Raw genomic sequence first — 21,644 nt, 5'->3', positions numbered from 1 at the left:
GTATTCCCGGCGGGTTTAACAAATCCGGCCTTCGCCGGGTGCGCCTCGTCGAGCGAGACGCGGAAGTCTGACTGGCGCAAATGCCAGAAACCTTTCGGTGACCGTTACATAAGGGCGCATAAGCTTATTACAAGGGCGAACGCAGAAAATTTTTCATCGCAGCGCCCGGATGCAGCCCACATAAAAACCCGGCACCCGAGGGTGCCGTGTCGATCCAGGTGTCACTTGGTGTCGCGGTGTTCGAACTCGCCTTCGATCACGTTGGGCTCACGGCCCACCGTATCGCGTGGGGCAGGCCCGCCGCGTGGTTGCAGATCGTCAGCGAACGCACGTTGGCGCATCGCCTGATCTTCGGCGCGCTGGCGCATTTTATTGGCCAGCAGTCGACGCGTGAACGGCAGCAGCATCACCAGACCGACCACGTCGCTGATGAAGCCCGGCAGAATCAACAAACCACCGGCCAGTGCCAGCATCAGACCTTCAAGCATGGTTTGCGCAGGCAGTTCGCCGCGGTTCAGGCTTTCACGGGCACGCAGTGCAGTGGCCAGACCGGCGACGCGCAGCACGAACACCCCGAACATCGAGCCGAGAATGATCAGCAGCAGGGCCGGGAAGAACCCGATTGCCCCTGCCACTTTGACGAATACGAACAGCTCCAGCACCGGAAACAGCAGAAAGAGCAACAAAAAAGGGCGCATCTAACTTTCCTCTACGCAAGAAATGCCTTGCAGTAAGCCTTAGATGACGTCGCCCTTTCGTGAATTCAAGCGTCGGCCACTGCATTTTTTGGCCAATGCTCGGCGTGAGCCAGAGAAACCAAGGCTTCGCGCACTTGTATCGGCGTATGACATGGTGCTTGAAACGGCAACCAGTACAGCGCCTGACCGATGCGCAGGTGCATGCCTTCGGTGTCGATCCCGGCCAGTTGCGCCGGCGCGGTTTTCGGCAGCCCGGCCAGATCGACGTAGTGCGCGATGGCTTTGGCGTGGTCGCTGTTCATGTGTTCGACCATGCTGATCTCGGCTTTGCCGGCGAACGGGTTGGCCAAGGTCAGTTGATCGACCCAGTGAATGGCGCCGAAACCACCGATGTAGCGATGGCGCACCGGATTCAGCACCCAGAAATCGAAATCGTGAGCCTTGTGGTAGTTCTGCGAGTCGGGGAAGTAGCGGTAATAACGCTCGGCCGCCGCTTCAATGCTGGCGGTGTCTTCAAGCTTTTGCGCTTCGGCCAGATAGGTCAGGCGACCAACGGCCTGCACGTCATCTGCCTCGCGCTCACCCACCAGCATCGAGCATTTCGGGTCTTTTTGCAGATTGTGCGTGTGCTGGGCGATGCGGCTGATCAGGATCAACGGCCGGCCCTGCTCGTCCAGGCAATACGGCACGACGGAGCCAAAGGGAAAACCGGGCATGGATTTAGAGTGGGTCGAGAGCACTCCACGGTATTCCTTGAGAAGCAATTCTCGGGCATTCTTCGCCACTTCAACGCTCAATTTATGACTCCTTAAATAGAATCCGTCGAAAAAACGGACAGGTGCGCGGGATATGTTCCGCTCACCATCGGGCAATTCTCATGTGCAGCCAGGCCACATCGGGCGCAGATCGAGAGGCTCTCTAAAGGAAATCCACTCTGACCTGCTATCGGGGCATGCGAATGCAACTCAACGACAAAGTAATCATTATCACTGGCGGTTGCCAGGGTTTGGGCCGTTCGATGGCCGAGTATTTCGCCGGCAAAGGCGCGAAGCTGGCGCTGGTCGATCTGAACCAGGAAAAGCTCGACGACGCAGTCGCCGCCTGCAAAGCCAAAGGGGTCGAGGCCCGCAGCTACCTGTGCAACGTCGCCAATGAAGAACAGGTGGAGCACATGGTCGCGCAGGTTGCCGCCGATTTCGGCGCGATCCATGGTTTGATCAACAACGCCGGGATTCTGCGCGACGGCCTGCTACTGAAGGTCAAGGACGGCGAAATGACCAAGATGAGCCTGGCCCAATGGCAGGCGGTGATCGACGTCAACCTGACCGGCGTATTCCTCTGCACGCGCGAAGTCGCAGCAAAAATGGTCGAGCTGAAGACCGGCGGCGCAATCATCAACATCTCGTCGATATCCCGCGCAGGCAACGTTGGCCAGACCAACTATTCCGCGGCCAAGGCCGGTGTGGCGGCGGCGACCGTGACGTGGGCCAAGGAACTGGCGCGTTATGGCATTCGCGTAGCGGGCATTGCGCCGGGCTTCATCGAAACCGAGATGACCCTGGGCATGAAGCCGGAAGCGCTGGAGAAGATGACCGCGGGAATTCCGCTCAAGCGCATGGGCAAACCGGAAGAGATCGCCCATTCGGCGGCGTACATCTTCGAGAACGACTATTACACCGGTCGGATTCTGGAGATGGATGGCGGGTTGCGTATCTGACTGACACTACAAAACCAATGTGGGAGCGAGCCTGCTCGCGAAAGCGCAGTGTCAGACAACTTCTTCGTTGACTGACACTTCCTCTTCGCGAGCAGGCTCAATCCCACAGGTTTCTCAGCGTTGCTGAACTATCAATCGTCGCTGATGGTGATGTTCGGCATCGCGGGTGTTGCCGCTTCCTGCAACACAATCCGCGCGCCAACGTGACGGGCCAGTTCCTGATAGACCATGGCAATCTGGCTGTCCGGCTCGGCGATCACCGTTGGCTTGCCGCCATCGGCCTGTTCACGGATCAGCATCGACAACGGCAGCGAGGCCAATAGCTCGACGCCGTACTGCGTCGCAAGCTTCTCACCACCACCTTCACCGAACAGATGCTCGGCATGGCCGCAATTGGAGCAGATGTGCACGGCCATGTTTTCCACCACGCCCAACACCGGAATGTTGACCTTGCGGAACATTTCCACGCCTTTGCGCGCGTCGAGCAAGGCCAGATCCTGCGGTGTGGTGACGATCACAGCGCCTGCCACAGGGACTTTCTGCGCCAGGGTCAACTGAATGTCGCCGGTGCCTGGCGGCATGTCGATCACCAGATAATCGAGATCGCCCCACGCGGTTTGCGTAACCAGTTGCAGCAATGCGCCGGAGACCATCGGCCCACGCCAGACCATTGGCGTGTTGTCGTCCGTCAGGAACGCCATCGACATGACTTCGACGCCGTGGGCCTTGAGCGGCACGAACCACTTCTGATCCTTGATTTCAGGGCGAGTGCGCTCGGGAATGCCGAACATGATGCCCTGACTCGGGCCATAGATATCGGCATCGAGAATCCCGACCTTGGCGCCTTCACGCGCCAACGCCAGCGCGAGATTGGCAGCGGTGGTCGACTTGCCGACACCGCCCTTGCCCGACGCCACGGCCACCACGTTCTTGACGTTGGCCAGCCCCGGGATCTGCGCTTGAGCCTTGTGCGCGGCGATCACCGTGTTGACCTCGACTCTGGCAATCACTACGCCGTCGAGGTTTTCGATGGCCAGTTGCAGCAATTGCGCCCAGCCGCTTTTGAACAGGCCGGCGGCGTAACCGATTTCCAGCTGCACATTGACGCGGTCACCGACGATCTCGATGTTTTTCACGCAACCGGCGCTGACCGGGTCCTGGTTCAGGTAAGGGTCGGTGTATTGGCTGAGGACGGCTTCCACCGCTGCGCGAGTGACGGCACTCATGGGCAACTCCGATAACAAGACTGGGAAAAGATGGCGAGTATCGTACCTGAATGAAACAGGTGCACAGGGTGAAAAATATGCGCCAGCGCTTTATAGTGGCCGACCTCCGTTTCATCAAGTAGCGAAGCCCCACATGTCCGAGCCACGCAAGATCCTCGTCACCAGCGCCCTGCCCTACGCCAACGGTTCGATCCACCTTGGCCACATGCTGGAATACATCCAGACCGATATGTGGGTGCGCTTCCAGAAGCATCGCGGCAATCAATGCATCTACGTCTGCGCCGACGACGCCCACGGTTCGGCGATCATGCTGCGCGCAGAAAAGGAAGGCATCACCCCGGAACAACTGATCGGCAACGTGCAGGCTGAACACAGCGCCGACTTTGCCGAGTTCCTGGTTGATTTCGACAACTTCCACTCCACTCACGCCGAAGAAAACCGTGAGCTGTCGAGCCAGATCTACCTCAAGCTGCGTGACGCCGGGCACATCGCCCAACGTTCGATCACGCAGTATTTCGACCCGGAAAAGAAAATGTTCCTGGCCGACCGCTTCATCAAGGGCACCTGCCCGAAATGCGGCACTGAAGACCAGTACGGCGACAACTGCGAAAAATGCGGTGCGACCTACGCACCGACTGATCTGAAGGATCCGAAGTCGGCAATCTCTGGCGCCACCCCGGTGCTCAAGGATTCCCAGCACTTCTTCTTCAAACTGCCGGACTTCCAGGAAATGCTGCAAGGCTGGACCCGCAGCGGCACCTTGCAGGACGCCGTGGCCAACAAGATCGCCGAATGGCTGGACGCCGGCCTGCAGCAGTGGGATATCTCCCGCGATGCGCCGTACTTCGGTTTCGAGATCCCGGGCGAGCCGGGCAAGTATTTCTACGTATGGCTGGATGCGCCAATCGGCTACATGGCCAGCTTCAAGAATCTGTGCGACCGCACGCCGGATCTGGACTTCGACGCGTTCTGGGCCAAGGATTCCACTGCCGAGCTGTACCACTTCATCGGCAAGGACATCGTCAACTTCCACGCCCTGTTCTGGCCAGCCATGCTCGAAGGCGCCGGTTACCGCAAACCGACCGCGATCAACGTACACGGCTACCTGACCGTCAACGGCCAGAAGATGTCCAAGTCGCGCGGCACCTTTATCAAGGCCCGCACGTACCTGGATCACCTGTCGCCGGAATACCTGCGCTACTACTACGCGGCCAAACTGGGCCGTGGCGTCGACGACCTCGACCTGAACCTCGAAGACTTCGTGCAGAAGGTCAACTCCGACCTGGTCGGTAAAGTCGTCAACATCGCCAGCCGTTGCGCCGGCTTCATTCAAAAGGGCAATGCCGGCCTGCTGGTCGACAACAATGCCGCGCCGGAGCTGACCGAGGCTTTCCTCGCCGCCGCGCCAAGCATCGCCGACGCTTATGAAGCCCGCGACTTCGCCCGTGCCATGCGTGAAACCATGGCTCTGGCCGACCGCGCCAACGCCTGGATCGCCGACAAGGCACCGTGGTCGCTGAACAAGCAGGAAGGCAAACAGGATGAAGTCCAGGCGATCTGCGCCACCGGCATCAACCTGTTCCGCCAACTGGTGATCTTCCTCAAGCCGGTGTTGCCGCTGCTGGCCGCCGATGCCGAGGCGTTCCTCAACGTCGCCCCGTTGACCTGGAACGACCACACCACCCTGCTGGCCAATCATCAGCTCAACGAATTCAAGCCGTTGATGACCCGCATCGACCCGGTAAAAGTACAAGCCATGAGCGACGCCTCCAAAGAAGACCTGACCGCCAGCCAGACCGATACCGGCGTAGCCGCCCCTGCGGGTAACGGCGAGCTGGCCAAGGATCCGCTGTCGCCGGAAATCGACTTCGACGCATTCGCTGCGGTCGACCTGCGCGTTGCGCTGATCATCAAGGCAGAAGCCGTGGAAGGCGCCGATAAGCTGCTGCGCCTGACCCTGGATATCGGTGACGAGCAACGCAACGTGTTCTCCGGGATCAAGAGCGCTTATCCGGACCCATCCAAGCTCGACGGTCGCCTGACCATGATGATCGCCAACCTCAAGCCGCGGAAAATGAAGTTCGGTATTTCCGAAGGCATGGTGATGGCAGCAGGCCCTGGAGGTGAGGAAATCTACCTGCTGAGCCCGGACAGCGGCGCCAAGCCAGGTCAGCGCATCAAGTAAGACTCTGCGGCAAATCGATCCCACAGGCGTGCGCGCATGCCTGTGGGATTTTTCATATCTGGCCCACTCACCGTCGCTGCCGGATAATGCCTAACCTTATGAGACATCCGCCCGTTTTGCCGGCAGCCCCATGACCGAACTCGTGCTTACGCTTATCAGTGCCGCTCTGCTCAACAACTTCGTGTTGCACTGGCCGCTGGGCGTCGATCCGCTGTTGGCGGGCAGTCGTCGGCAGGTGCATGCGCTGGGGCTGGCGACGTTGTGCCTGATGGTCATCGTCGGCGTGGTTGGCTACACAGTCTGGCACTGGTTGCTGGTACCCCTGCAACTGCAAGCGCTGCGCCTGTTCGTGTTTTTGCCATTGAGCGTGTTGCTGATCGCGCCGTTGCTGAAACTGTTGGCGCGCGGGTTGCCAAACCTGCCGTTCGAGGGTTTGTGGCCGCTGTTGCTGGGCAACGCCGGCGTGCTTGGGCTGGCGCTGATCAATGCGCAGAGCGATCAAGGCCTGCTGCACGCGACAGCAATGAGCCTCGGTGCCGGGCTGGGTTTCTGGCTGGTGCTGAGTCTGTTCAGCGATTTGCGTGAGCGTACAACCGACAACGATATTCCCCTGCCCTTTCGCGGCCTGCCGATCGACCTGATCGGCGCCGGACTGATCGCAGTGATTTTTCTCGGATTCAGTGGACTGATCAAAACATGAGTCTGATTCAACGCATCGACGCCCTTCTGCCGCAGACTCAGTGCGGCAAGTGCGGTCATCCAGGATGCAAACCTTACGCACAGGGCATCGTCGACGGCGAGCCGATCAACAAATGCCCGCCGGGTGGTGATGAAACCATCGCGGCGCTGGCCGAACTGTTGAAAGTGCCGGTGCTGGAACTGGACATCAGTCGCGGTTCGGCGCCAGCGCAAGTGGCTTACATCCGCGAAGCAGAATGCATCGGCTGCACCAAGTGCATTCAGGCCTGCCCGATTGATGCCATCGTCGGCGCGGCGAAATTGATGCACACCGTTCTGATCGACGAATGCACCGGTTGCGATCTGTGCGTGGCGCCCTGCCCGGTGGACTGCATCGAAATGCATCCCCTGCCACCGAGCACACTGCCGGTGGTCGGTGGCCTCGCGTTCAGTCTTGAAGAACAGCGCGCGCGCGCCGCCAAACGTGATCACGCCCGCCAGCGCTTTGAACGACGCAATGCCCGTCTGCAACGCGAAGAACAACACAAACAGGCTGAGCGCGAGGCGCGAGCCAAACGCGCCGCTCAATCTGAAGTGACAACGCTCGACCCGGTGCAAGCTGCACTGGAACGCGTGCGCGGACAAAAATCCGCAGGCGCCGACGCCGAACTGAAAAAAGCCAAGATCGATGTCGCGATGAGCCGTGCGCAACTGCATAAATCGCTGAAAGCCTTCGGCCATCCGCCGACCTTTGAACAGCAGTCGCAATTGATCGTATTGCAGCAGCAATTCGAAGTGGCTGAACAGGCTTTGGCCAAACTCGAAAGCAGCGGACCCGCCACTCCGGCAGCTCCAGCGCCGGCGAAAGACGCAGACCTGAAACGGGCAAAAATTCAATTGGCCATGCGCCGCGCCGAACTGAAAAAGGCCCAGACCGCCGAAGCGCCGACCGAGCAGATTGCCACGCTGGAACAGGCGTTACGTGACGCCGAGCAAGCCCTTCACGCCGCCGAAGCGGCCAGCGATCAGCCTGTGCCTGACCTGGTGCGCGTGGAAAAACGCCCGATCGACAGCCAACTTCGTCAGTTGAAAACCGAATTGGCCTACGCCCGCGCGGACCTGAACAAACTCGAACGACACGCCGATACTCCGGCCGAAACCCTCGACAAGGCCCGCGCCCGCCTGCAGGACGCCGAGCGCCAGGTGCAAGATCATGTCGCCCCTTGAGACACCCGACGATCGCCTGCAACAGGCGATGAGACTGGTGCTGCTTGCCATGCTGCCGGGACTGCTGAGCTTGTTGTGGTTTTACGGATGGGGCGTATTGATCAATCTGATCCTTTGCGTCACCTGCGCACTGGCGGTCGAGGCAGGCGTGGCACGCCTGCGCGGCCAAGCGTTGCAGCCTCTGCTCGGTGACGGCAGCGCACTGGTCAGCGCGACTTTGCTGGCCGTCGCCCTGCCGCCCTATTGCCCTTGGTGGCTGACTATCACGGCGACCGCCGCAGGTCTGCTGTTTGGCAAACATCTGTACGGCGGCGTGGGCAAAAACCCGTTCAATCCGGCCATGCTCGGTTTTGCCTTGGTCATCGTGATGTTCCCGCAGCCAATGACCCAGTGGCCGGCCCATGGCATGGCGCTGCTCGACGCCTTGCAGCAGGTATTCAATCCGGCGCAGGTCCCGGACGCCTGGGTTCAGGCCACGGCCCTGGACAGCCTGCGCATCAATAAAAGCCTGACCATCGATGAATTGTTCGCAGCCAACCCGGCCTTCGGGCGCTTCGGCGGGCGAGGCATGGAATGGGTCAATCTGGCGTTTCTCGCCGGCGGGCTGTTTCTGCTGCAACGGCGAGTATTCGGCTGGCACGCGCCCGTCGGTATGCTCGCCAGCCTGTTTTTAGTCAGCCTGCTGTGCTGGAACGGCTCGGGCTCGGACTCCCATGGTTCGCCGCTGTTTCATCTGCTGAGCGGTGCCACCATGCTCGGCGCGTTTTTCATCATCACCGAACCGGTATCCGGGGCAAAAAATGCACTGGCGCGCGTGCTGTTCGGCGCCGGCGTCGGGCTGCTGACTTACCTGATCCGCACTTGGGGTGGTTACCCGGACGGCGTCGCGTTCGCGGTGCTGTTAATGAATCTCTGCGTTCCGGCACTCGAGCGTTTTGCCGTGAGCCGACAGACACCGGTGCGCCCATGAACCGCACAAAGAGCGCACTTACGCTGCTGCTGTTGGCTTTCGTCGGCATCACGGCGACGTATCTTGTGCAACGCAGCAATGCGCCGCAGATTGCCGCCGAACAGCGTCTGCTCGACAGTCGCAAACTGCTCGACGTGCTCGCACCGGACAGCTACGACAATCAACCACTCGAACAGCCGCTCGCCCTGGCGGACGTTGCCTTGAGCCACAGCACACTCACCGGTGGCTATCGCGCGAGCAAAGCCGGGCGACCGGTCGCGGTGTTGCTGCGCAGCCGCAGCAAGGGTTATGCAGGCAGCATCGAACTGCTGATTGCCATTGATGACCATGGAAAATTGCTGGGGGTAAAAACCCTCAAGCAAAATGAAACGCCCGCGCTCGGCGGACATCTGGGCGAATGGCCGAATGCATGGCTTTCGTTATTTGTCGGGAAATCGAGTGATGAGCCGACAGATGCCGGTTGGGCGCTGAAAAAGGATCAGGGGCAATTCGATCAGATGGCCGGTGCGACCATCACCTCCCGTGCAGTGGTGAACGCTGTCCATGACGCTCTGCGTTACTTTGACCAACATCGTGTGGCATTGCTGGGGAGCCCACCATGAACCGCACGGCGCACGTGGCGAATTCATTGATGCTCATGCTTTTGCTCGGGACGACGAGTTCGTTGGCTGGCGCGCTGGGCGCGATCTTGATGTTCGCGGTGGTAGTGGGCGCCTATGGCTTGTGCATGTCTTTTTTACGCTCGCGCCTGACGCCTGCGGCCACCTGGTCAGCAGCGCTGCTGCTCGCCGCGACGCTGACCAGTTGTGCCGAGGTTTTCGCGCAGCGTTGGTTTCTTCCGTGGCATCAGGCTTTTGGTCTGTATGCGGGGTTGATTGCTTTGCAGTGCCTGGTACTCGAACACAACGGATTTTTCCGCCAGACACCGAGCGAGCGCCTCAAGCTAAGCGGTATGTTCAGCGCCTTGATGGTGATACTCGCCGTTGTGCGTGAACTCGCAGGCCAGGGTCGCTTGGGCCGAGGACTGCTCGAACAGTGGCAAGGTCTGGTTTTATTCAGCGAGGGCCTGCCTCTGGCAACCCTGGTTCCCGGCGCGCTGATTATGTTGGGGCTGCTGCTAGCGGCCCGTCAGGCCTGGACTCGCTCGAACTCTATCCCCAAGGAAACGCATCGCCCATGAATGCCGCAAAACGTCTTGAGATTTTCCGCCGACTGCACGAAGACAATCCCGAGCCGAAAACCGAACTGGCCTACTCCTCGCCCTTCGAATTGCTGATTGCGGTGATTCTTTCGGCGCAGTCGACCGACGTTGGCGTAAACAAGGCGACGGCCAAGCTGTACCCGGTCGCCAACACCCCGGCAGCGATCTACGCGCTGGGCGTCGAGGGGCTGTCCGAATACATCAAGACCATCGGCCTCTACAACAGCAAGGCCAAAAATGTCATCGAGACGTGCCGCTTGCTGGTCGAACGCCACAACGGTGAAGTGCCGCAAACACGTGAGGAGCTCGAAGCTTTGCCCGGTGTCGGCCGAAAGACCGCCAACGTGGTGCTCAACACGGCTTTCCGTCAGTTGACCATGGCCGTCGACACGCACATCTTCCGAGTCAGCAACCGCACGGGCATCGCTCCCGGAAAAAATGTGGTCGAGGTGGAAAACAAGCTTATGAAGTTTGTACCAAAGCAATTCCTGCTCGATTCCCATCACTGGCTGATTCTTCACGGACGCTACGTGTGTCTGGCCCGCAAGCCGCGGTGCGGCAGTTGCCGAATCGAAGACTTGTGCGAATACAAACAAAAAACATCGGACGATTGATCGTTATAGAAATAAATGAGTGATCGATTGAAAAAATCTTTTTTACCCGCCGCCGGAATGTCGATATAAGGGGCGCCAACGGCAGTCTTAGGGTGGGAGTTAATCTGATGAGTACTGATAAAGAGGAACTGGAACTGGAAGTGGATGATGACCCCGCGGACGACGCCGAACCCGTGGTTGAAGTCGCCAAGACCAACCTGAGCAAACGCCGCACGATCGACAACCTGCTGGAGGAGCGCCGACTACAAAAGAAGTTGGCCGATTACGACTTTGATTTCTGATATTTGAAAGCCTCCCGAAACGGAGGCTTTTTCGCTTTTGATGGCTAGCTGAATTCGATCGGCCCATGACCCCGTCAGCGACTGAAGTATTCAGACAAGCCCGTTGCGCTGGGCCAGCTCGATCAGATCAACCAGTGAACGCGCATTGAGTTTCAGCAACAAGCGAGTCTTGTAGGTACTCACTGTCTTGTTACTCAAAAACATTCCATCGGCGATTTCCTTGTTGGTCTTACCCCGCGCCAACTGTTGCAGAACCATCATCTCGCGCCCGGAAAGGCGATCCACCATGTCTGCTTCACTGGCATTGCCCAGGCTGGTACGTACCGTGTGCAACGCCTGATTGGGAAAATAACTGTAGCCAGATAAAACAGCTTTGATCGCACTTAGCAATTCGGTCAAATCCTGCTGTTTGCATACATAACCCGCCGCCCCCGACTGCATGCACCGCATTGAAAAATGACCCGGCGCCTGGGAAGTCAATACCAGGACTTTAATAGGCATTGCGACCGACGTCAGTCGTGCAATTACTTCCAGACCATCAAGTTTCGGTATTCCAATATCCAGAATGACAATATCCGGCATTTGTTCGCGAGCCAGTTGTAATGCATCCACGCCGTTATCCGTTTCTGCAATGACTTCGTAGCCATGACGTTCCATCAGCATACGTACCGCAAGACGAATGACGGGGTGGTCATCCACGATCAGCACTTTATTCATGGGCAAGTCCAGTTTCGCTGTTCGAATTTTTAGAACACGCACAATAGCCCAGCCATTTGCTCTATGGCATGTCAGGTCTCTCATGCACTTGCATCGAGAGACGTCCCCTACAGCCATCGAGGAATATTCCTACAAAAAACCCGTATCACTATAAACATCCGACAAAAAAACTCTTTCATCAGTCTGCAAAACTTTCGATTTTCACTTGTAACAGTGCGCGACCAATATTTGCCGAAGAGCAGCCTCGAAAGCCGTTTTCATGACAGCCAATCGGTAGCACGGTGCGAAATGCCTGCATAACATCTGAAATATTGCGCAATTCAGAAACATCAAGCAATGACGGCAATCTCCTACAAACCTCTTGTACAAGTCAGAAAACCATAAACACTTGAAACAAGATATTTATATTCAAACAAATACTTTTGCTATACATAGAAAACACCAAACCCCAACTTACCCACAAACTAAAACATACAACCCACTCATGACGCACCACCTTCAACAGGAGAGCAAGAGCATGTTAAAAATCAGAAAGAGAATTACTAATCCGATGACGGTTATCGCCATATTTGCCGCAATTTCGGAAGGCTCCGCCGCGGTATCTTTGCCATTTCTTGACAACGAAGATCGAGAGATTTACGTCTGGTTTCTTATTAGTTTCCCATTTTACTTGTTATTTCTTTTCTTCATCACTTTGAACTTCAATCACCGCACGCTTTATTCACCCTCAGATTTCGGCAAGGACAAAAGCTTTTTAAAAGTCATCGACAATGATGACCGCGACAGCAAACGGAACCCGCCGCCGCATGAGCCCGATACACAGGCGACTTTCGGGATATCAAGTCATATCGTCCCCAGCGAAGCCTCTACTGCAGGGCGCAGGGACTCGTGCAAAGTCCATAATGCATCCGACCCGCCGTCTGGCATCAGCGCGAAGCCGACCCTGAAGGTTCAATACAGCCTTCAGCTGTCCGCACCTTTCAGCAACCTGCACATCATTGATGCACGAGATATTGATGCGTCGAGAGAACTCGCCACAATTCTGGAGAGAATCCGACGAGCCGACAGGAAAACGGTGCGGGTCATCATATTTCTTTCCAACCATGTGTCGGACGTTTCACTGACGAAAAGAGCGCTACTGCGGATCAGGCATGCTAAGAAAGGCTCAGGCACAACACTCTGTATTATTTACAATCTGTGTTCACAGACGGTCACACTGTTGGGAAGAGCTTGAAGATTGCGGCATTGCACCGCATGCAAATGGACAAGGAACATTGCAACGAAGTGTTGGACAAAAGAACTCTGTAAAAAAAGGGCGGCCCGTCTCGAAGACGGGGCCGCCCTTTTATTGCGCGTCAGTCTGAAAAATCAGAACAACTTGCGGCCCTTGTTGGCAGCAATGCGCATGCGCAGCGCGTTGAGCTTGATGAAGCCCGCCGCGTCAGCCTGGTTGTAAGCACCGCCATCCTCTTCGAAGGTCGCGATGTTGGCATCGAACAGCGAATCGTCGGACTTGCGGCCCGTCACGATCACGTTGCCTTTGTACAACTTCAGGCGAACCACACCATTCACGCTGGTCTGGGAAGCGTCGATCATCTGTTGCAGCATCAGACGCTCAGGGCTCCACCAGTAACCGGTGTAAATCAGGCTGGCGTACTTTGGCATCAGCTCGTCTTTCAGGTGAGCGACTTCGCGGTCCAGGGTGATCGATTCAATGGCGCGGTGAGCACGCAGCATGATCGTACCGCCCGGAGTCTCGTAGCAACCGCGGGACTTCATGCCGACATAACGGTTTTCGACGATGTCGAGACGGCCGATACCGTGCGCACCACCGATCTTGTTCAGCGTCGCCAGCACGGTGGCCGGGGTCATTTCGACGCCGTCCAGCGCAACGATGTCGCCGTTACGGTAGGTCAGTTCCAGGTACTGCGGGGTGTCGGGAGCCTTCTCCGGGGAGACGGTCCAACGCCACATGTCCTCTTCGTGCTCGGTCCAGGTGTCTTCCAGCACGCCGCCTTCATAGGAGATGTGCAGCAGGTTGGCGTCCATCGAGTACGGGGATTTCTTTTTGCCGTGGCGCTCGATCGGGATCGCGTGCTTCTCGGCGTAGTCCATCAGTTTCTCGCGGGACAGCAGGTCCCACTCACGCCACGGCGCGATCACTTTCACGCCTGGCTTGAGCGCGTACGCACCCAGTTCGAAACGCACCTGATCGTTGCCCTTGCCGGTGGCGCCATGGGAAATGGCGTCAGCGCCGGTTTCGTTGGCGATTTCGATCAGGCGCTTGGCGATCAGTGGACGTGCGATGGAAGTACCCAGCAGGTACTCGCCCTCGTAAACGGTGTTGGCGCGGAACATCGGGAACACGAAGTCACGCACGAATTCTTCGCGCAGATCGTCGATGTAGATTTCTTTGACGCCCATGGCCTGAGCCTTGGCGCGGGCCGGCTCGACCTCTTCGCCTTGACCGAGATCAGCGGTGAAGGTCACCACTTCACAGTTATAAGTATCCTGCAGCCACTTGAGGATCACCGAAGTGTCCAGGCCGCCGGAATACGCCAGAACGACCTTGTTTACGTCCGCCATGCCATCACTCCACGGGGTTCTACGGAAAGCCGAGGAGTCTACCGCCCAAACGCGATAATTTACAGAGGCGCGACAGCTTAAGACGACAAAGCGACAGAATCTGTCGAGGGCGCGACGATGACCGGCGGGTCAGGAAGTTGCCGCAGCGTTCGCTGGCGTGCTGGCAGTGGGTGCAGGTGCGGTCGTCGGGGCTACTCGCGCAAGGTGCACGTTGACCCGACGGTTCTTCGCGCGGTTGCTCGCATTGGTGTTAGGAACCAATGGGTAGCGCTCACCATGGAAACGTACGGTGATCTGCGATTCCTGAATGCCGTTCGCCTTGAAGAAATCAACCACGGCCAAGGCCCGACGACGGGACAGTTCGCGATTGGTCAGACGATTGCCGCTGTTGTCCGAGTGGCCATCGAGTTCGATGTGATTAACCGTCGGATCAGCCTTCATGTACTCGAGCATTACTTGCAGCTTGGCCTTGGCAGCGGCATCGAGCTCGATACCTTCGCCGGGGAAGCCGATCTGCGATTGTTTAACCTGTTCGAAATTCTGCGGCAGCAATTTCGCCACACAGCCCTGGTAATCGTTGAAGGCCTTGTTGAACCTGACCGGCAACAAACGCACTTCCGAGACCCGACCATCGCCCGAGGCGCGACGGACAACAGGGCTGCGCCCATCCATCAGACCACTGATCAAGCCGCCGGCCTGAGACTGCGAGCTGTTGAACAGGACGTTGCCGCTGCCCAGTCTTACGGTGCCCAGGTTGATGTCGCCGCGGCCCGGCTGCCACGGTGCCGCGGCGGCGAGCAACGTCGCCGAACCGCCGCCGAGCATGGCGTTGTAGGCATTCAGACGGAAGATCGCCTGTTCGCCGGCCTTGCGCACGAACTCACCCGAGCCGAAATCCGTGATCGGTTGTGTCAGGCGGCACTCGAACTTGTCGCCGGCGACCGTCCACTCAATGTTCTCCAGGCGAGTCTGGTACGTAAGCGCCATCGCAGGAAAACTGGCAAACACACTGAGCAAGGCTAAATATCGCTGGCGCACGGGAGGCTCCATTGGCTTCTGAAACACAAAGACCGATTCACACTACGTTTACGGCATACCTACGGGATATCGGAAGGTTCCCGCAAAACTTGATAGCGAGTGCCTGCAAGAGTCTTTTCCGGTAGCATTCGCCTCAGTTTGACCCGCCTGGAATCCCCTCATGTCCGACCGCCTGACCCTGCTGCGTCCCGACGACTGGCATATTCATCTTCGCGATGGTGCCGTGTTGACCAATACCGTTGCCGATGTTGCGCGCACGTTTGGTCGCGCCATCATCATGCCCAACCTGGTACCACCGGTGCGCAACGCCGCTGAAGCCGACGGCTATCGCCAGCGGATTCTCGCTGCCCGCCCGGCCGGCAGTCGCTTTGAGCCGTTGATGGTGCTGTACCTTACCGACCGCACCCAGCCCGAAGAAATTCGCGAGGCCAAGGCCAGCGGTTTCGTGCACGCCGCCAAGCTGTACCCGGCCGGCGCCACCACCAATTCGGATTCTGGCGTCACCAGCATCGACAAGATCTTCCCGGCAATCGAGGCCATGGCCGAAGTCGGGATGCCGTTGTTGATTCACGGCGAAGTCACCCGTGGCGATGTCGACGTGTTCGACCGCGAAAAGATCTTCATCGATGAGCACATGCGTCGCGTGGTCGAGCGTTTCCCGACGCTCAAGGTTGTTTTCGAACACATCACCACCGCCGATGCCGTGCAGTTCGTCAACGAGGCCCCGGCCAACGTTGGCGCGACCATCACCGCGCATCACCTGCTGTACAACCGCAACCACATGCTGGTGGGCGGGATTCGGCCGCACTTCTACTGCCTGCCGATCCTCAAGCGCAACACCCACCAGGAAGCCCTCCTCGATGCCGCCACCAGCGGCAGCGCGAAGTTCTTCCTCGGCACCGACTCGGCGCCGCACGCCCAGCACGCCAAGGAAGCCGCTTGCGGCTGTGCTGGCTGCTACACCGCGTACGCCGCCATCGAGATGTATGCCGAAGCGTTTGAGCAACGCAATGCGCTGGACAAGCTCGAAGCGTTCGCCAGCCTCAACGGCCCGCGCTTCTATGGCCTGCCGGTGAACACCGATCGCATCACCCTGGTTCGTGACGAATGGACCGCCCCAACCAGCCTGCCCTTTGGCGAGCTGACCGTTATCCCGCTGCGCGCCGGTGAAAAACTGCGCTGGCGCCTGCTGGAGGAACACGCGTGAGTGAAGACCATTTCGACGACGAACTGGACGGTCAAAGTGGCGGCGGCGGTTCCCGTCACCCAATGGCAGCACGCTTTCGCGGCTACCTGCCGGTTGTTGTCGACGTAGAAACCGGCGGCTTCAATTCGGCCACCGATGCGTTGCTGGAGATTGCCGCGACCACTATCGCCATGGATGAAAAGGGTTTCGTTTATCCGGATCACACCTACTTCTTCCGTGTCGAGCCGTTCGAAGGCGCCAACATTGAAGCAGCAGCACTGGAGTTCACCGGCATCAAGCTGGACCACCCCCTGCGCATGGCTGTCAGCGAAGAGACGGCACTGACCGACATCTTCCGTGGCATCCGCAAGGCGCTGAAGGCCAACGGCTGCAAGCGCGCGATTCTGGTCGGCCACAACAGCAGCTTCGACCTTGGCTTCCTCAATGCCGCCGTTGCGCGACTGGACATGAAGCGCAATCCGTTCCACCCGTTCTCCAGTTTTGACACTGCGACGCTGGCCGGTCTGGCTTACGGCCAAACCGTACTGGCGAAAGCCTGTCAGGCGGCCGACATCGATTTCGACGGTCGTGAGGCGCACTCCGCGCGTTACGACACCGAGAAAACCGCCGAGCTGTTCTGCGGCATCGTCAATCGCTGGAAACAGATGGGCGGCTGGGAAGACTTCAACGACTGATCCTGGTCGGATTTCTCCCGCGCAAAAAAAACCGGCCACATGGGCCGGTTTTTTTGTACCGCAACGTTGCGCCTTACAGGGCAGCAGCGTTCTCGGTCAGGTAAGCCGCAACGCCTTCTGGCGAAGCGTTCATGCCTTTGTCGCCTTTTTTCCAGTTGGCAGGGCAGACTTCGCCGTGCTCTTCGTGGAATTGCAGAGCGTCGACCAGACGGATCAGCTCTTCCATGTTACGGCCCAGTGGCAGGTCGTTGATGATCTGCGAGCGGACAACGCCTTTGTCGTCGATCAGGAAGGCGCCACGGAAAGCCACGCCGCCTTCGGATTCAACGTCGTAAGCCTTGGCGATGTCGTGCTTCATGTCGGCAGCCATGGTGTATTTCACCTGGCCGATGCCGCCATTGTTCACTGGGGTGTTGCGCCATGCGTTGTGGGTGAAGTGCGAGTCGATCGACACAGCGATCACTTCAACGTTGCGTGCCTTGAAGTCAGCCATGCGGTTGTCCAGAGCGATCAACTCGGACGGGCAGACGAAGGTGAAGTCCAGTGGGTAGAAGAACACCAGGCCGTATTTGCCTTTGATGGCCGAGGACAGGGTGAAGCTGTCAACGATCTCGCCATTGCCGAGTACGGCCGGGACGGTGAAGTCTGGGGCTTGTTTGCCTACGAGTACGCTCATTGATATCTCCTGGTGTAGAAACTTGAAGTTCAGGGTCCGGGCCAGCCTGCCACCCTCAGGCGACAGCCCTGTGACACGAACCCCCTTCGCAAGGGCCGACCATCATACACTGCGTTTTTCGCCTGTCCTTAACGGTTTTTCGCAGTTGCCGATCACAGGGCTGCATTTACGGGGCCAGACAGATCGCCAGTAATCACCGTTCGTCAGTCATGGGCCAATTCGGTGAAAAGGCCTCGCAAAGCACTTTGACAATCATTCTCGTTATTATTAAGATCCATCGCAATTGAGTCACAACCAGCGACGGTTCTCACTTATGTATGTTTGTCTCTGCACTGGCGTCACCGACGGACAGATCCGCGAAGCGATCTATGAAGGTTGCTGCAGCTATAAAGAAGTCCGCCAGGCCACCGGCGTCGCCAGCCAGTGCGGCAAATGTGCCTGCCTTGCCAAGGAAGTGGTTCGCGAAACCCTGACCAAGCTGCAAACCGCCCAGGCCGCGATTCCTTATCCAGTAGAATTTACTGCTGCGTAACTACCCCTATTTCAAAGAACCGGACTTATGTCCGGTTTTTTTATGCCTGTAAATCAAGCGCTTAGGCTCCAGACGCGGAACACAAACATTCTTATTCCGATTAATTTTCATATATTATTCAATAACTTAGGTTTGACACTTATAAGTACGAAGCTCAAACTCCGCCTTATATACAGCTATTACAGGGCAGGACTCCGATCATGAAAGGCGACATTACAGTCATCCAGCATCTCAACAAGATCCTTGCCAATGAGCTGGTCGCGATCAATCAGTACTTCCTGCATGCGCGCATGTATGAAGATTGGGGCCTGAACAAGCTGGGCAAGCACGAGTACAAAGAATCCATCGACGAGATGAAGCACGCGGACAAGCTGATCAAGCGCATCCTGTTCCTCGAAGGTCTTCCAAACGTGCAGGACCTGGGCAAGCTGCACATCGGCGAGCACACCCAGGAAATGCTGGAGTGCGACCTGCGTATCGAGAAGACCGGCCACGCTGACCTGAAAGCCGCAATTGCCCATTGCGAAACCGTTGGCGACTTTGGCAGCCGTGAGCTGCTCGAAGATATCCTCGAATCCGAAGAAGAACATATCGACTGGCTGGAAACCCAACTGGGCCTGATCGGCAAAGTCGGTCTTGAGAACTATCTGCAATCGCAGATGGGTGAAGAGTGATTTAACACTCGCCAAATTCAAGACATTAAAAAGCCCCGCCCTCTTTCGAGGTGCGGGGCTTTTTATTGGCTGAAGATCAAAAGATCGCAGCCTCCTTTCACTCGACAGCCCCTACAGGGGGAGCGTGTGTCGAATGAACCGGCGGGGAAGCAAAGAAGCTTGCTTCCCTACAAGCCATCAGGCTTCGGACTTGTTCGCAGCAGCGGCTTCGACAGCAGCCTTGATGGTGCTTTGCAGGGAACCGTCTGCCGACATCTCGGTCATGATATCGCTACCGCCGACCAGTTCACCGCCGACCCACAGTTGCGGGAAAGTCGGCCAGTTGGCGTACTTTGGCAGGTTGGCGCGGATTTCCGGGTTCTGCAGGATGTCCACGTACGCAAACTTTTCACCACACGCCATCACAGCCTGTGCAGCTTTCGCGGAAAAGCCACATTGTGGGGCATTCGGCGAGCCTTTCATGTAAAGCAGAATGGTGTTGTTGGCAATCTGCTCTTTAATCGTTTCGATGATATCCATGGAGCACCTCGGCTGAACTTTCCGACTCACGGGTCGGCACGGTGGCGCATTGTAACGGAATCCCGAGCGCCATGCTCGGTCTCCCCGACAGACATGCTCAAGCCGCCGCCACGGTCACCGGCACACCATTGAGCGCCGCGTTCCCGGACAACTCGTCGAGCTGACATTCATCGGTCAGGTCATTGGCGCTCGATCCCGGTTGACTGCTGGCGATCGCCATCTGCACACCCGGACGCGCATGCCCCCAACCGTGCGGCAGGCTGACCACGCCTTTCATCATGTCGAGACTGCCGAGCACTTCCACTTCAATCTGCCCGACCCGCGAACTCACCCGCACAAGCTGCCCATCATTGAGCCCGCGACTGGCCAGGTCATCCGGGTGCATCAGTAACTGGTGACGCGGTTTGCCCTTCACCAGACGGTGATAGTTGTGCATCCACGAATTGTTGCTGCGCACGTGCCGGCGGCCAATCATCAACAGTTCATCGGCGGCCGGTGCCTGCAAGGCGGCGAACCGCGCCAGGTCAGCGAGGATCTCTGGTGGCGCAGCCTGTACGCGTTGACTCGGCGTTTTGAGGCGCGCGGCCAGATTAGGCTTCAACGCGCCCAGATCTATTCCGTGGGGATGATCGAAAAGAGTGGCCAGGGACAGCTTTTGCTCTGAGGCGTCACCGTACATCCCCATGCGCAGACCCATGTCGATCATCTTCGCCGGCGGCATGGTCGGCTTCAGTTCCTTGCCGGTTTTCTCGGCGAAGGCCTTGGCCAGACCGACAAAGATTTCCCAGTCATGCAATGCGCCCTCGGGTTTGCCGAGGATCGCCCGATTGAAACGGGTGACGTTGCGCACCGCGAACAGGTTGAACGTGGTGTCGTAGTGATCGTTCTCCAGCGCCGAAGTCGACGGCAGAATCAGGTCGGCATAGCGCGTGGTTTCGTTGATGTACAGGTCAATGCTGACCATGAACTCCAGACCGTCCAGCGCTTGTTCGAGCTGCCGTCCATTGGGCGTCGACAGCACCGGATTGCCGGCCACGGTGATCAGCGCACGAATCTGCCCTTCGCCTGCGGTGAGCATTTCTTCAGCCAGCGCCGACACCGGCAATTCGCCGCCATATTCAGGGCGCCCGGAAACACGACTTTGCCATTTGTTGAAATGCCCGCCCGAGGTCGACGCCACCAGATCCACTGCGGGCTCTGTGCACAGGGCCCCGCCAACGCGATCCAGATTGCCGGTGACCAGATTGATCAACTGCACCACCCAGTGGCACAACGTGCCGAACGCCTGGGTGGAAACGCCCATCCGTCCATAACACACCGCACTCGGCGCGGCGGCGAAGTCGCGGGCCAATTGGCGGATTTGCTCGGCGGGCACCGCGCACAGCGGGCTCATGGCTTCGGCGGTAAACGTCGAAACGGCCGCGCGCACTTCGTCTAGGCCATCCACCGGCAAATGGCTGTCGCGGGTCAATCCCTCGCTAAACAACGTGTTGAGTAACCCAAACAACAACGCCGCATCGCCCCCGGGACGCACGAACAAATGCTGATCGGCGATGGCCGCCGTTTCACTGCGTCGCGGATCGACCACCACCACTTTGCCGCCGCGTGCCTGAATCGCCTTAAGGCGTTTTTCGACGTCGGGCACCGTCATGATGCTGCCGTTCGAGGCGAGAGGATTACCGCCCAGGATCAGCATGAAATCGGTGTGATCGATGTCGGGGATCGGCAGCAGCAAGCCGTGGCCGTACATCAGGTAACTGCTGAGGTGATGGGGCAGTTGATCGACCGATGTCGCGGAATACCGGTTACGGGTTTTCAACAGACCGAGGAAGTAATTGCTGTGGGTCATCAGCCCATAGTTGTGCACGCTCGGGTTGCCCTGATACACGGCCACCGAATTCTGCCCATGCCGCTCCTGGATCGCCGCCAGACGCTCGGCCACCAGCGCAAACGCCTCGTCCCACTCGATCGGCAGCCATTCGCTGCCAACCCGCCGCATCGGCTGGCGCAGGCGATCCGGATCGTTCTGAATGTCTTGCAGGGCCACAGCCTTGGGGCAGATGTGCCCACGACTGAAGGTGTCGAGGGCATCACCCTTGATCGATGTGATCGCAACAGCGCCATCGGTTTCGGTGGTCTCGATGGTCAAGCCGCAAATGGCTTCACACAGGTGGCAGGCACGGTGATGAAGAGTCTTGGTCATGGCCAGTCTCTGTTTTGTTCT

At 58.2% G+C, this 21,644-nt stretch carries 24 protein-coding genes; 14 read left to right on the top strand and 10 right to left on the bottom strand.

The window, feature by feature from the left end:
* Positions 1-221 precede the first annotated feature (221 nt).
* Both AB4P92_RS22420 and AB4P92_RS22415 read right to left on the bottom strand, forming a co-directional pair.
* Entirely contained in the window at positions 222-698 is a 477-nt protein-coding gene (locus AB4P92_RS22420; protein ID WP_042560720.1) for an FxsA family protein, read from the bottom strand.
* Between the two features lie 65 nt (positions 699-763).
* Complete coding sequence (locus tag AB4P92_RS22415; protein WP_395598170.1) at positions 764-1,495, bottom strand: HugZ family protein; 732 nt, start codon at positions 1,493-1,495, stop codon at positions 764-766.
* Between the two features lie 161 nt (positions 1,496-1,656).
* Here AB4P92_RS22415 and AB4P92_RS22410 point away from each other — a divergent pair, with 161 nt between their 5' ends.
* Positions 1,657-2,415, top strand: a complete 759-nt coding sequence (locus tag AB4P92_RS22410) for an SDR family oxidoreductase (RefSeq protein WP_042560722.1) — start codon at positions 1,657-1,659, stop codon at positions 2,413-2,415.
* A 131-nt stretch (positions 2,416-2,546) separates the two neighbouring features.
* Here AB4P92_RS22410 and apbC read toward each other — a convergent pair whose 3' ends face one another.
* Positions 2,547-3,641 (bottom strand): iron-sulfur cluster carrier protein ApbC, encoded by a 1,095-nt coding sequence (apbC, locus tag AB4P92_RS22405; protein ID WP_042560723.1) that lies wholly within the window; start codon positions 3,639-3,641, stop codon positions 2,547-2,549.
* Positions 3,642-3,774: 133 nt separating this feature from the next.
* On the opposite strand from apbC, the gene metG reads away from it, so the two are divergent.
* From metG to AB4P92_RS22365, 8 genes are all read left to right on the top strand, one after another.
* Positions 3,775-5,826 carry a methionine--tRNA ligase gene (gene metG / locus AB4P92_RS22400; RefSeq protein WP_261735933.1) on the top strand — a complete coding sequence of 684 codons (2,052 nt, stop codon included), beginning with the start codon at positions 3,775-3,777 and terminating at the stop codon, positions 5,824-5,826.
* Positions 5,827-5,956: 130 nt separating this feature from the next.
* Positions 5,957-6,526: an electron transport complex protein RnfA gene (locus tag AB4P92_RS22395; protein ID WP_047302879.1), complete on the top strand. Its 570-nt coding sequence runs from the start codon at positions 5,957-5,959 to the stop codon at positions 6,524-6,526.
* On the top strand, positions 6,523-7,731 hold the full coding sequence (gene rsxB, locus AB4P92_RS22390) for an electron transport complex subunit RsxB (RefSeq protein WP_395598169.1): 1,209 nt from the start codon (positions 6,523-6,525) through the stop codon (positions 7,729-7,731). Before AB4P92_RS22395 ends, rsxB begins: the two co-directional genes overlap by 4 nt.
* The gene (locus tag AB4P92_RS22385; RefSeq protein ID WP_395598168.1) at positions 7,718-8,701 is read left to right on the top strand and encodes an RnfABCDGE type electron transport complex subunit D; all 984 of its coding nucleotides are present in this window, start codon (positions 7,718-7,720) and stop codon (positions 8,699-8,701) included. Before rsxB ends, AB4P92_RS22385 begins: the two co-directional genes overlap by 14 nt.
* Entirely contained in the window at positions 8,698-9,303 is a 606-nt protein-coding gene (locus tag AB4P92_RS22380) for an RnfABCDGE type electron transport complex subunit G (RefSeq protein ID WP_047302885.1), read from the top strand. The genes AB4P92_RS22385 and AB4P92_RS22380 overlap by 4 nt, the downstream gene beginning before the upstream one ends.
* Positions 9,300-9,881, top strand: a complete 582-nt coding sequence (locus AB4P92_RS22375) for an Rnf-Nqr domain containing protein (protein ID WP_395598167.1) — start codon at positions 9,300-9,302, stop codon at positions 9,879-9,881. The genes AB4P92_RS22380 and AB4P92_RS22375 overlap by 4 nt, the downstream gene beginning before the upstream one ends.
* Positions 9,878-10,516: an endonuclease III gene (gene nth / locus AB4P92_RS22370; RefSeq protein WP_047302889.1), complete on the top strand. Its 639-nt coding sequence runs from the start codon at positions 9,878-9,880 to the stop codon at positions 10,514-10,516. Before AB4P92_RS22375 ends, nth begins: the two co-directional genes overlap by 4 nt.
* 107 nt (positions 10,517-10,623) lie before the next feature.
* Entirely contained in the window at positions 10,624-10,797 is a 174-nt protein-coding gene (locus AB4P92_RS22365; RefSeq protein ID WP_042560732.1) for a PA3496 family putative envelope integrity protein, read from the top strand.
* 90 nt (positions 10,798-10,887) lie between these two features.
* Here AB4P92_RS22365 and AB4P92_RS22360 read toward each other — a convergent pair whose 3' ends face one another.
* Both AB4P92_RS22360 and AB4P92_RS22355 read right to left on the bottom strand, forming a co-directional pair.
* Entirely contained in the window at positions 10,888-11,514 is a 627-nt protein-coding gene (locus AB4P92_RS22360; protein WP_042560733.1) for a response regulator transcription factor, read from the bottom strand.
* Between the two features lie 178 nt (positions 11,515-11,692).
* Complete coding sequence (locus AB4P92_RS22355; RefSeq protein ID WP_261735939.1) at positions 11,693-11,851, bottom strand: hypothetical protein; 159 nt, start codon at positions 11,849-11,851, stop codon at positions 11,693-11,695.
* Positions 11,852-12,031: 180 nt separating this feature from the next.
* On the opposite strand from AB4P92_RS22355, the gene AB4P92_RS22350 reads away from it, so the two are divergent.
* On the top strand, positions 12,032-12,748 hold the full coding sequence (locus AB4P92_RS22350) for a hypothetical protein (protein WP_042560734.1): 717 nt from the start codon (positions 12,032-12,034) through the stop codon (positions 12,746-12,748).
* Between the two features lie 134 nt (positions 12,749-12,882).
* On the opposite strand, the gene AB4P92_RS22345 is transcribed toward AB4P92_RS22350, so the two are convergent.
* Together AB4P92_RS22345 and AB4P92_RS22340 are read right to left on the bottom strand one after the other, a co-directional pair.
* A complete protein-coding gene (locus AB4P92_RS22345; RefSeq protein WP_042560735.1) occupies positions 12,883-14,100 on the bottom strand; it encodes an argininosuccinate synthase in 1,218 nt (405 codons plus the stop codon).
* Between the two features lie 129 nt (positions 14,101-14,229).
* Positions 14,230-15,138, bottom strand: a complete 909-nt coding sequence (locus AB4P92_RS22340) for an OmpA family protein (protein WP_042560736.1) — start codon at positions 15,136-15,138, stop codon at positions 14,230-14,232.
* Between the two features lie 160 nt (positions 15,139-15,298).
* Here AB4P92_RS22340 and pyrC point away from each other — a divergent pair, with 160 nt between their 5' ends.
* Positions 15,299-16,345, top strand: a complete 1,047-nt coding sequence (gene pyrC / locus AB4P92_RS22335; RefSeq protein ID WP_042560737.1) for a dihydroorotase — start codon at positions 15,299-15,301, stop codon at positions 16,343-16,345.
* Positions 16,342-17,019 carry a ribonuclease T gene (gene rnt, locus AB4P92_RS22330; protein WP_042560738.1) on the top strand — a complete coding sequence of 226 codons (678 nt, stop codon included), beginning with the start codon at positions 16,342-16,344 and terminating at the stop codon, positions 17,017-17,019. The genes pyrC and rnt overlap by 4 nt, the downstream gene beginning before the upstream one ends.
* 73 nt (positions 17,020-17,092) lie before the next feature.
* Here rnt and AB4P92_RS22325 read toward each other — a convergent pair whose 3' ends face one another.
* Positions 17,093-17,695, bottom strand: coding sequence for a peroxiredoxin (locus tag AB4P92_RS22325; RefSeq protein WP_003227723.1), 603 nt, complete (start codon positions 17,693-17,695; stop codon positions 17,093-17,095).
* A gap of 313 nt (positions 17,696-18,008) precedes the next feature.
* On the opposite strand from AB4P92_RS22325, the gene AB4P92_RS22320 reads away from it, so the two are divergent.
* Together AB4P92_RS22320 and bfr are read left to right on the top strand one after the other, a co-directional pair.
* On the top strand, positions 18,009-18,227 hold the full coding sequence (locus tag AB4P92_RS22320; protein WP_003227725.1) for a bacterioferritin-associated ferredoxin: 219 nt from the start codon (positions 18,009-18,011) through the stop codon (positions 18,225-18,227).
* A 200-nt stretch (positions 18,228-18,427) separates the two neighbouring features.
* Positions 18,428-18,901, top strand: coding sequence for a bacterioferritin (gene bfr / locus AB4P92_RS22315; RefSeq protein WP_042560739.1), 474 nt, complete (start codon positions 18,428-18,430; stop codon positions 18,899-18,901).
* A gap of 177 nt (positions 18,902-19,078) precedes the next feature.
* Here bfr and grxD read toward each other — a convergent pair whose 3' ends face one another.
* Positions 19,079-19,420: a Grx4 family monothiol glutaredoxin gene (grxD, locus tag AB4P92_RS22310; RefSeq protein WP_042560740.1), complete on the bottom strand. Its 342-nt coding sequence runs from the start codon at positions 19,418-19,420 to the stop codon at positions 19,079-19,081.
* A 97-nt stretch (positions 19,421-19,517) separates the two neighbouring features.
* Positions 19,518-21,623, bottom strand: a complete 2,106-nt coding sequence (locus AB4P92_RS22305) for a molybdopterin oxidoreductase family protein (protein WP_115147781.1) — start codon at positions 21,621-21,623, stop codon at positions 19,518-19,520.
* Between the last annotated feature and the right edge of the window lie 21 nt (positions 21,624-21,644).

This window comes from Pseudomonas sp. A0308 (genome assembly GCF_044218815.1).
GTDB lineage: Bacteria > Pseudomonadota > Gammaproteobacteria > Pseudomonadales > Pseudomonadaceae > Aquipseudomonas > Aquipseudomonas iridis.
The sequence above is the reverse complement of the archived record's forward strand: the minus strand, read 5'-3'. Positions and strand labels throughout refer to the sequence as shown.

Coding starts and splice junctions, on each gene's coding strand:
- AB4P92_RS22385 (WP_395598168.1), top strand. CDS start 7,718: ATGTCGCCCCTTGAGACACCCGACGATCGCCTGCAACAGGCGATGAGA.
- bfr (WP_042560739.1), top strand. CDS start 18,428: ATGAAAGGCGACATTACAGTCATCCAGCATCTCAACAAGATCCTTGCC.
- rsxB (WP_395598169.1), top strand. CDS start 6,523: ATGAGTCTGATTCAACGCATCGACGCCCTTCTGCCGCAGACTCAGTGC.
- nth (WP_047302889.1), top strand. CDS start 9,878: ATGAATGCCGCAAAACGTCTTGAGATTTTCCGCCGACTGCACGAAGAC.
- apbC (WP_042560723.1), bottom strand. CDS start 3,641: ATGAGTGCCGTCACTCGCGCAGCGGTGGAAGCCGTCCTCAGCCAATAC.
- AB4P92_RS22395 (WP_047302879.1), top strand. CDS start 5,957: ATGACCGAACTCGTGCTTACGCTTATCAGTGCCGCTCTGCTCAACAAC.
- pyrC (WP_042560737.1), top strand. CDS start 15,299: ATGTCCGACCGCCTGACCCTGCTGCGTCCCGACGACTGGCATATTCAT.
- AB4P92_RS22420 (WP_042560720.1), bottom strand. CDS start 698: ATGCGCCCTTTTTTGTTGCTCTTTCTGCTGTTTCCGGTGCTGGAGCTG.
- AB4P92_RS22380 (WP_047302885.1), top strand. CDS start 8,698: ATGAACCGCACAAAGAGCGCACTTACGCTGCTGCTGTTGGCTTTCGTC.
- AB4P92_RS22375 (WP_395598167.1), top strand. CDS start 9,300: ATGAACCGCACGGCGCACGTGGCGAATTCATTGATGCTCATGCTTTTG.
- AB4P92_RS22360 (WP_042560733.1), bottom strand. CDS start 11,514: ATGAATAAAGTGCTGATCGTGGATGACCACCCCGTCATTCGTCTTGCG.
- AB4P92_RS22410 (WP_042560722.1), top strand. CDS start 1,657: ATGCAACTCAACGACAAAGTAATCATTATCACTGGCGGTTGCCAGGGT.
- AB4P92_RS22365 (WP_042560732.1), top strand. CDS start 10,624: ATGAGTACTGATAAAGAGGAACTGGAACTGGAAGTGGATGATGACCCC.
- AB4P92_RS22325 (WP_003227723.1), bottom strand. CDS start 17,695: ATGAGCGTACTCGTAGGCAAACAAGCCCCAGACTTCACCGTCCCGGCC.
- AB4P92_RS22350 (WP_042560734.1), top strand. CDS start 12,032: ATGTTAAAAATCAGAAAGAGAATTACTAATCCGATGACGGTTATCGCC.
- AB4P92_RS22320 (WP_003227725.1), top strand. CDS start 18,009: ATGTATGTTTGTCTCTGCACTGGCGTCACCGACGGACAGATCCGCGAA.
- AB4P92_RS22345 (WP_042560735.1), bottom strand. CDS start 14,100: ATGGCGGACGTAAACAAGGTCGTTCTGGCGTATTCCGGCGGCCTGGAC.
- AB4P92_RS22305 (WP_115147781.1), bottom strand. CDS start 21,623: ATGACCAAGACTCTTCATCACCGTGCCTGCCACCTGTGTGAAGCCATT.
- metG (WP_261735933.1), top strand. CDS start 3,775: ATGTCCGAGCCACGCAAGATCCTCGTCACCAGCGCCCTGCCCTACGCC.
- grxD (WP_042560740.1), bottom strand. CDS start 19,420: ATGGATATCATCGAAACGATTAAAGAGCAGATTGCCAACAACACCATT.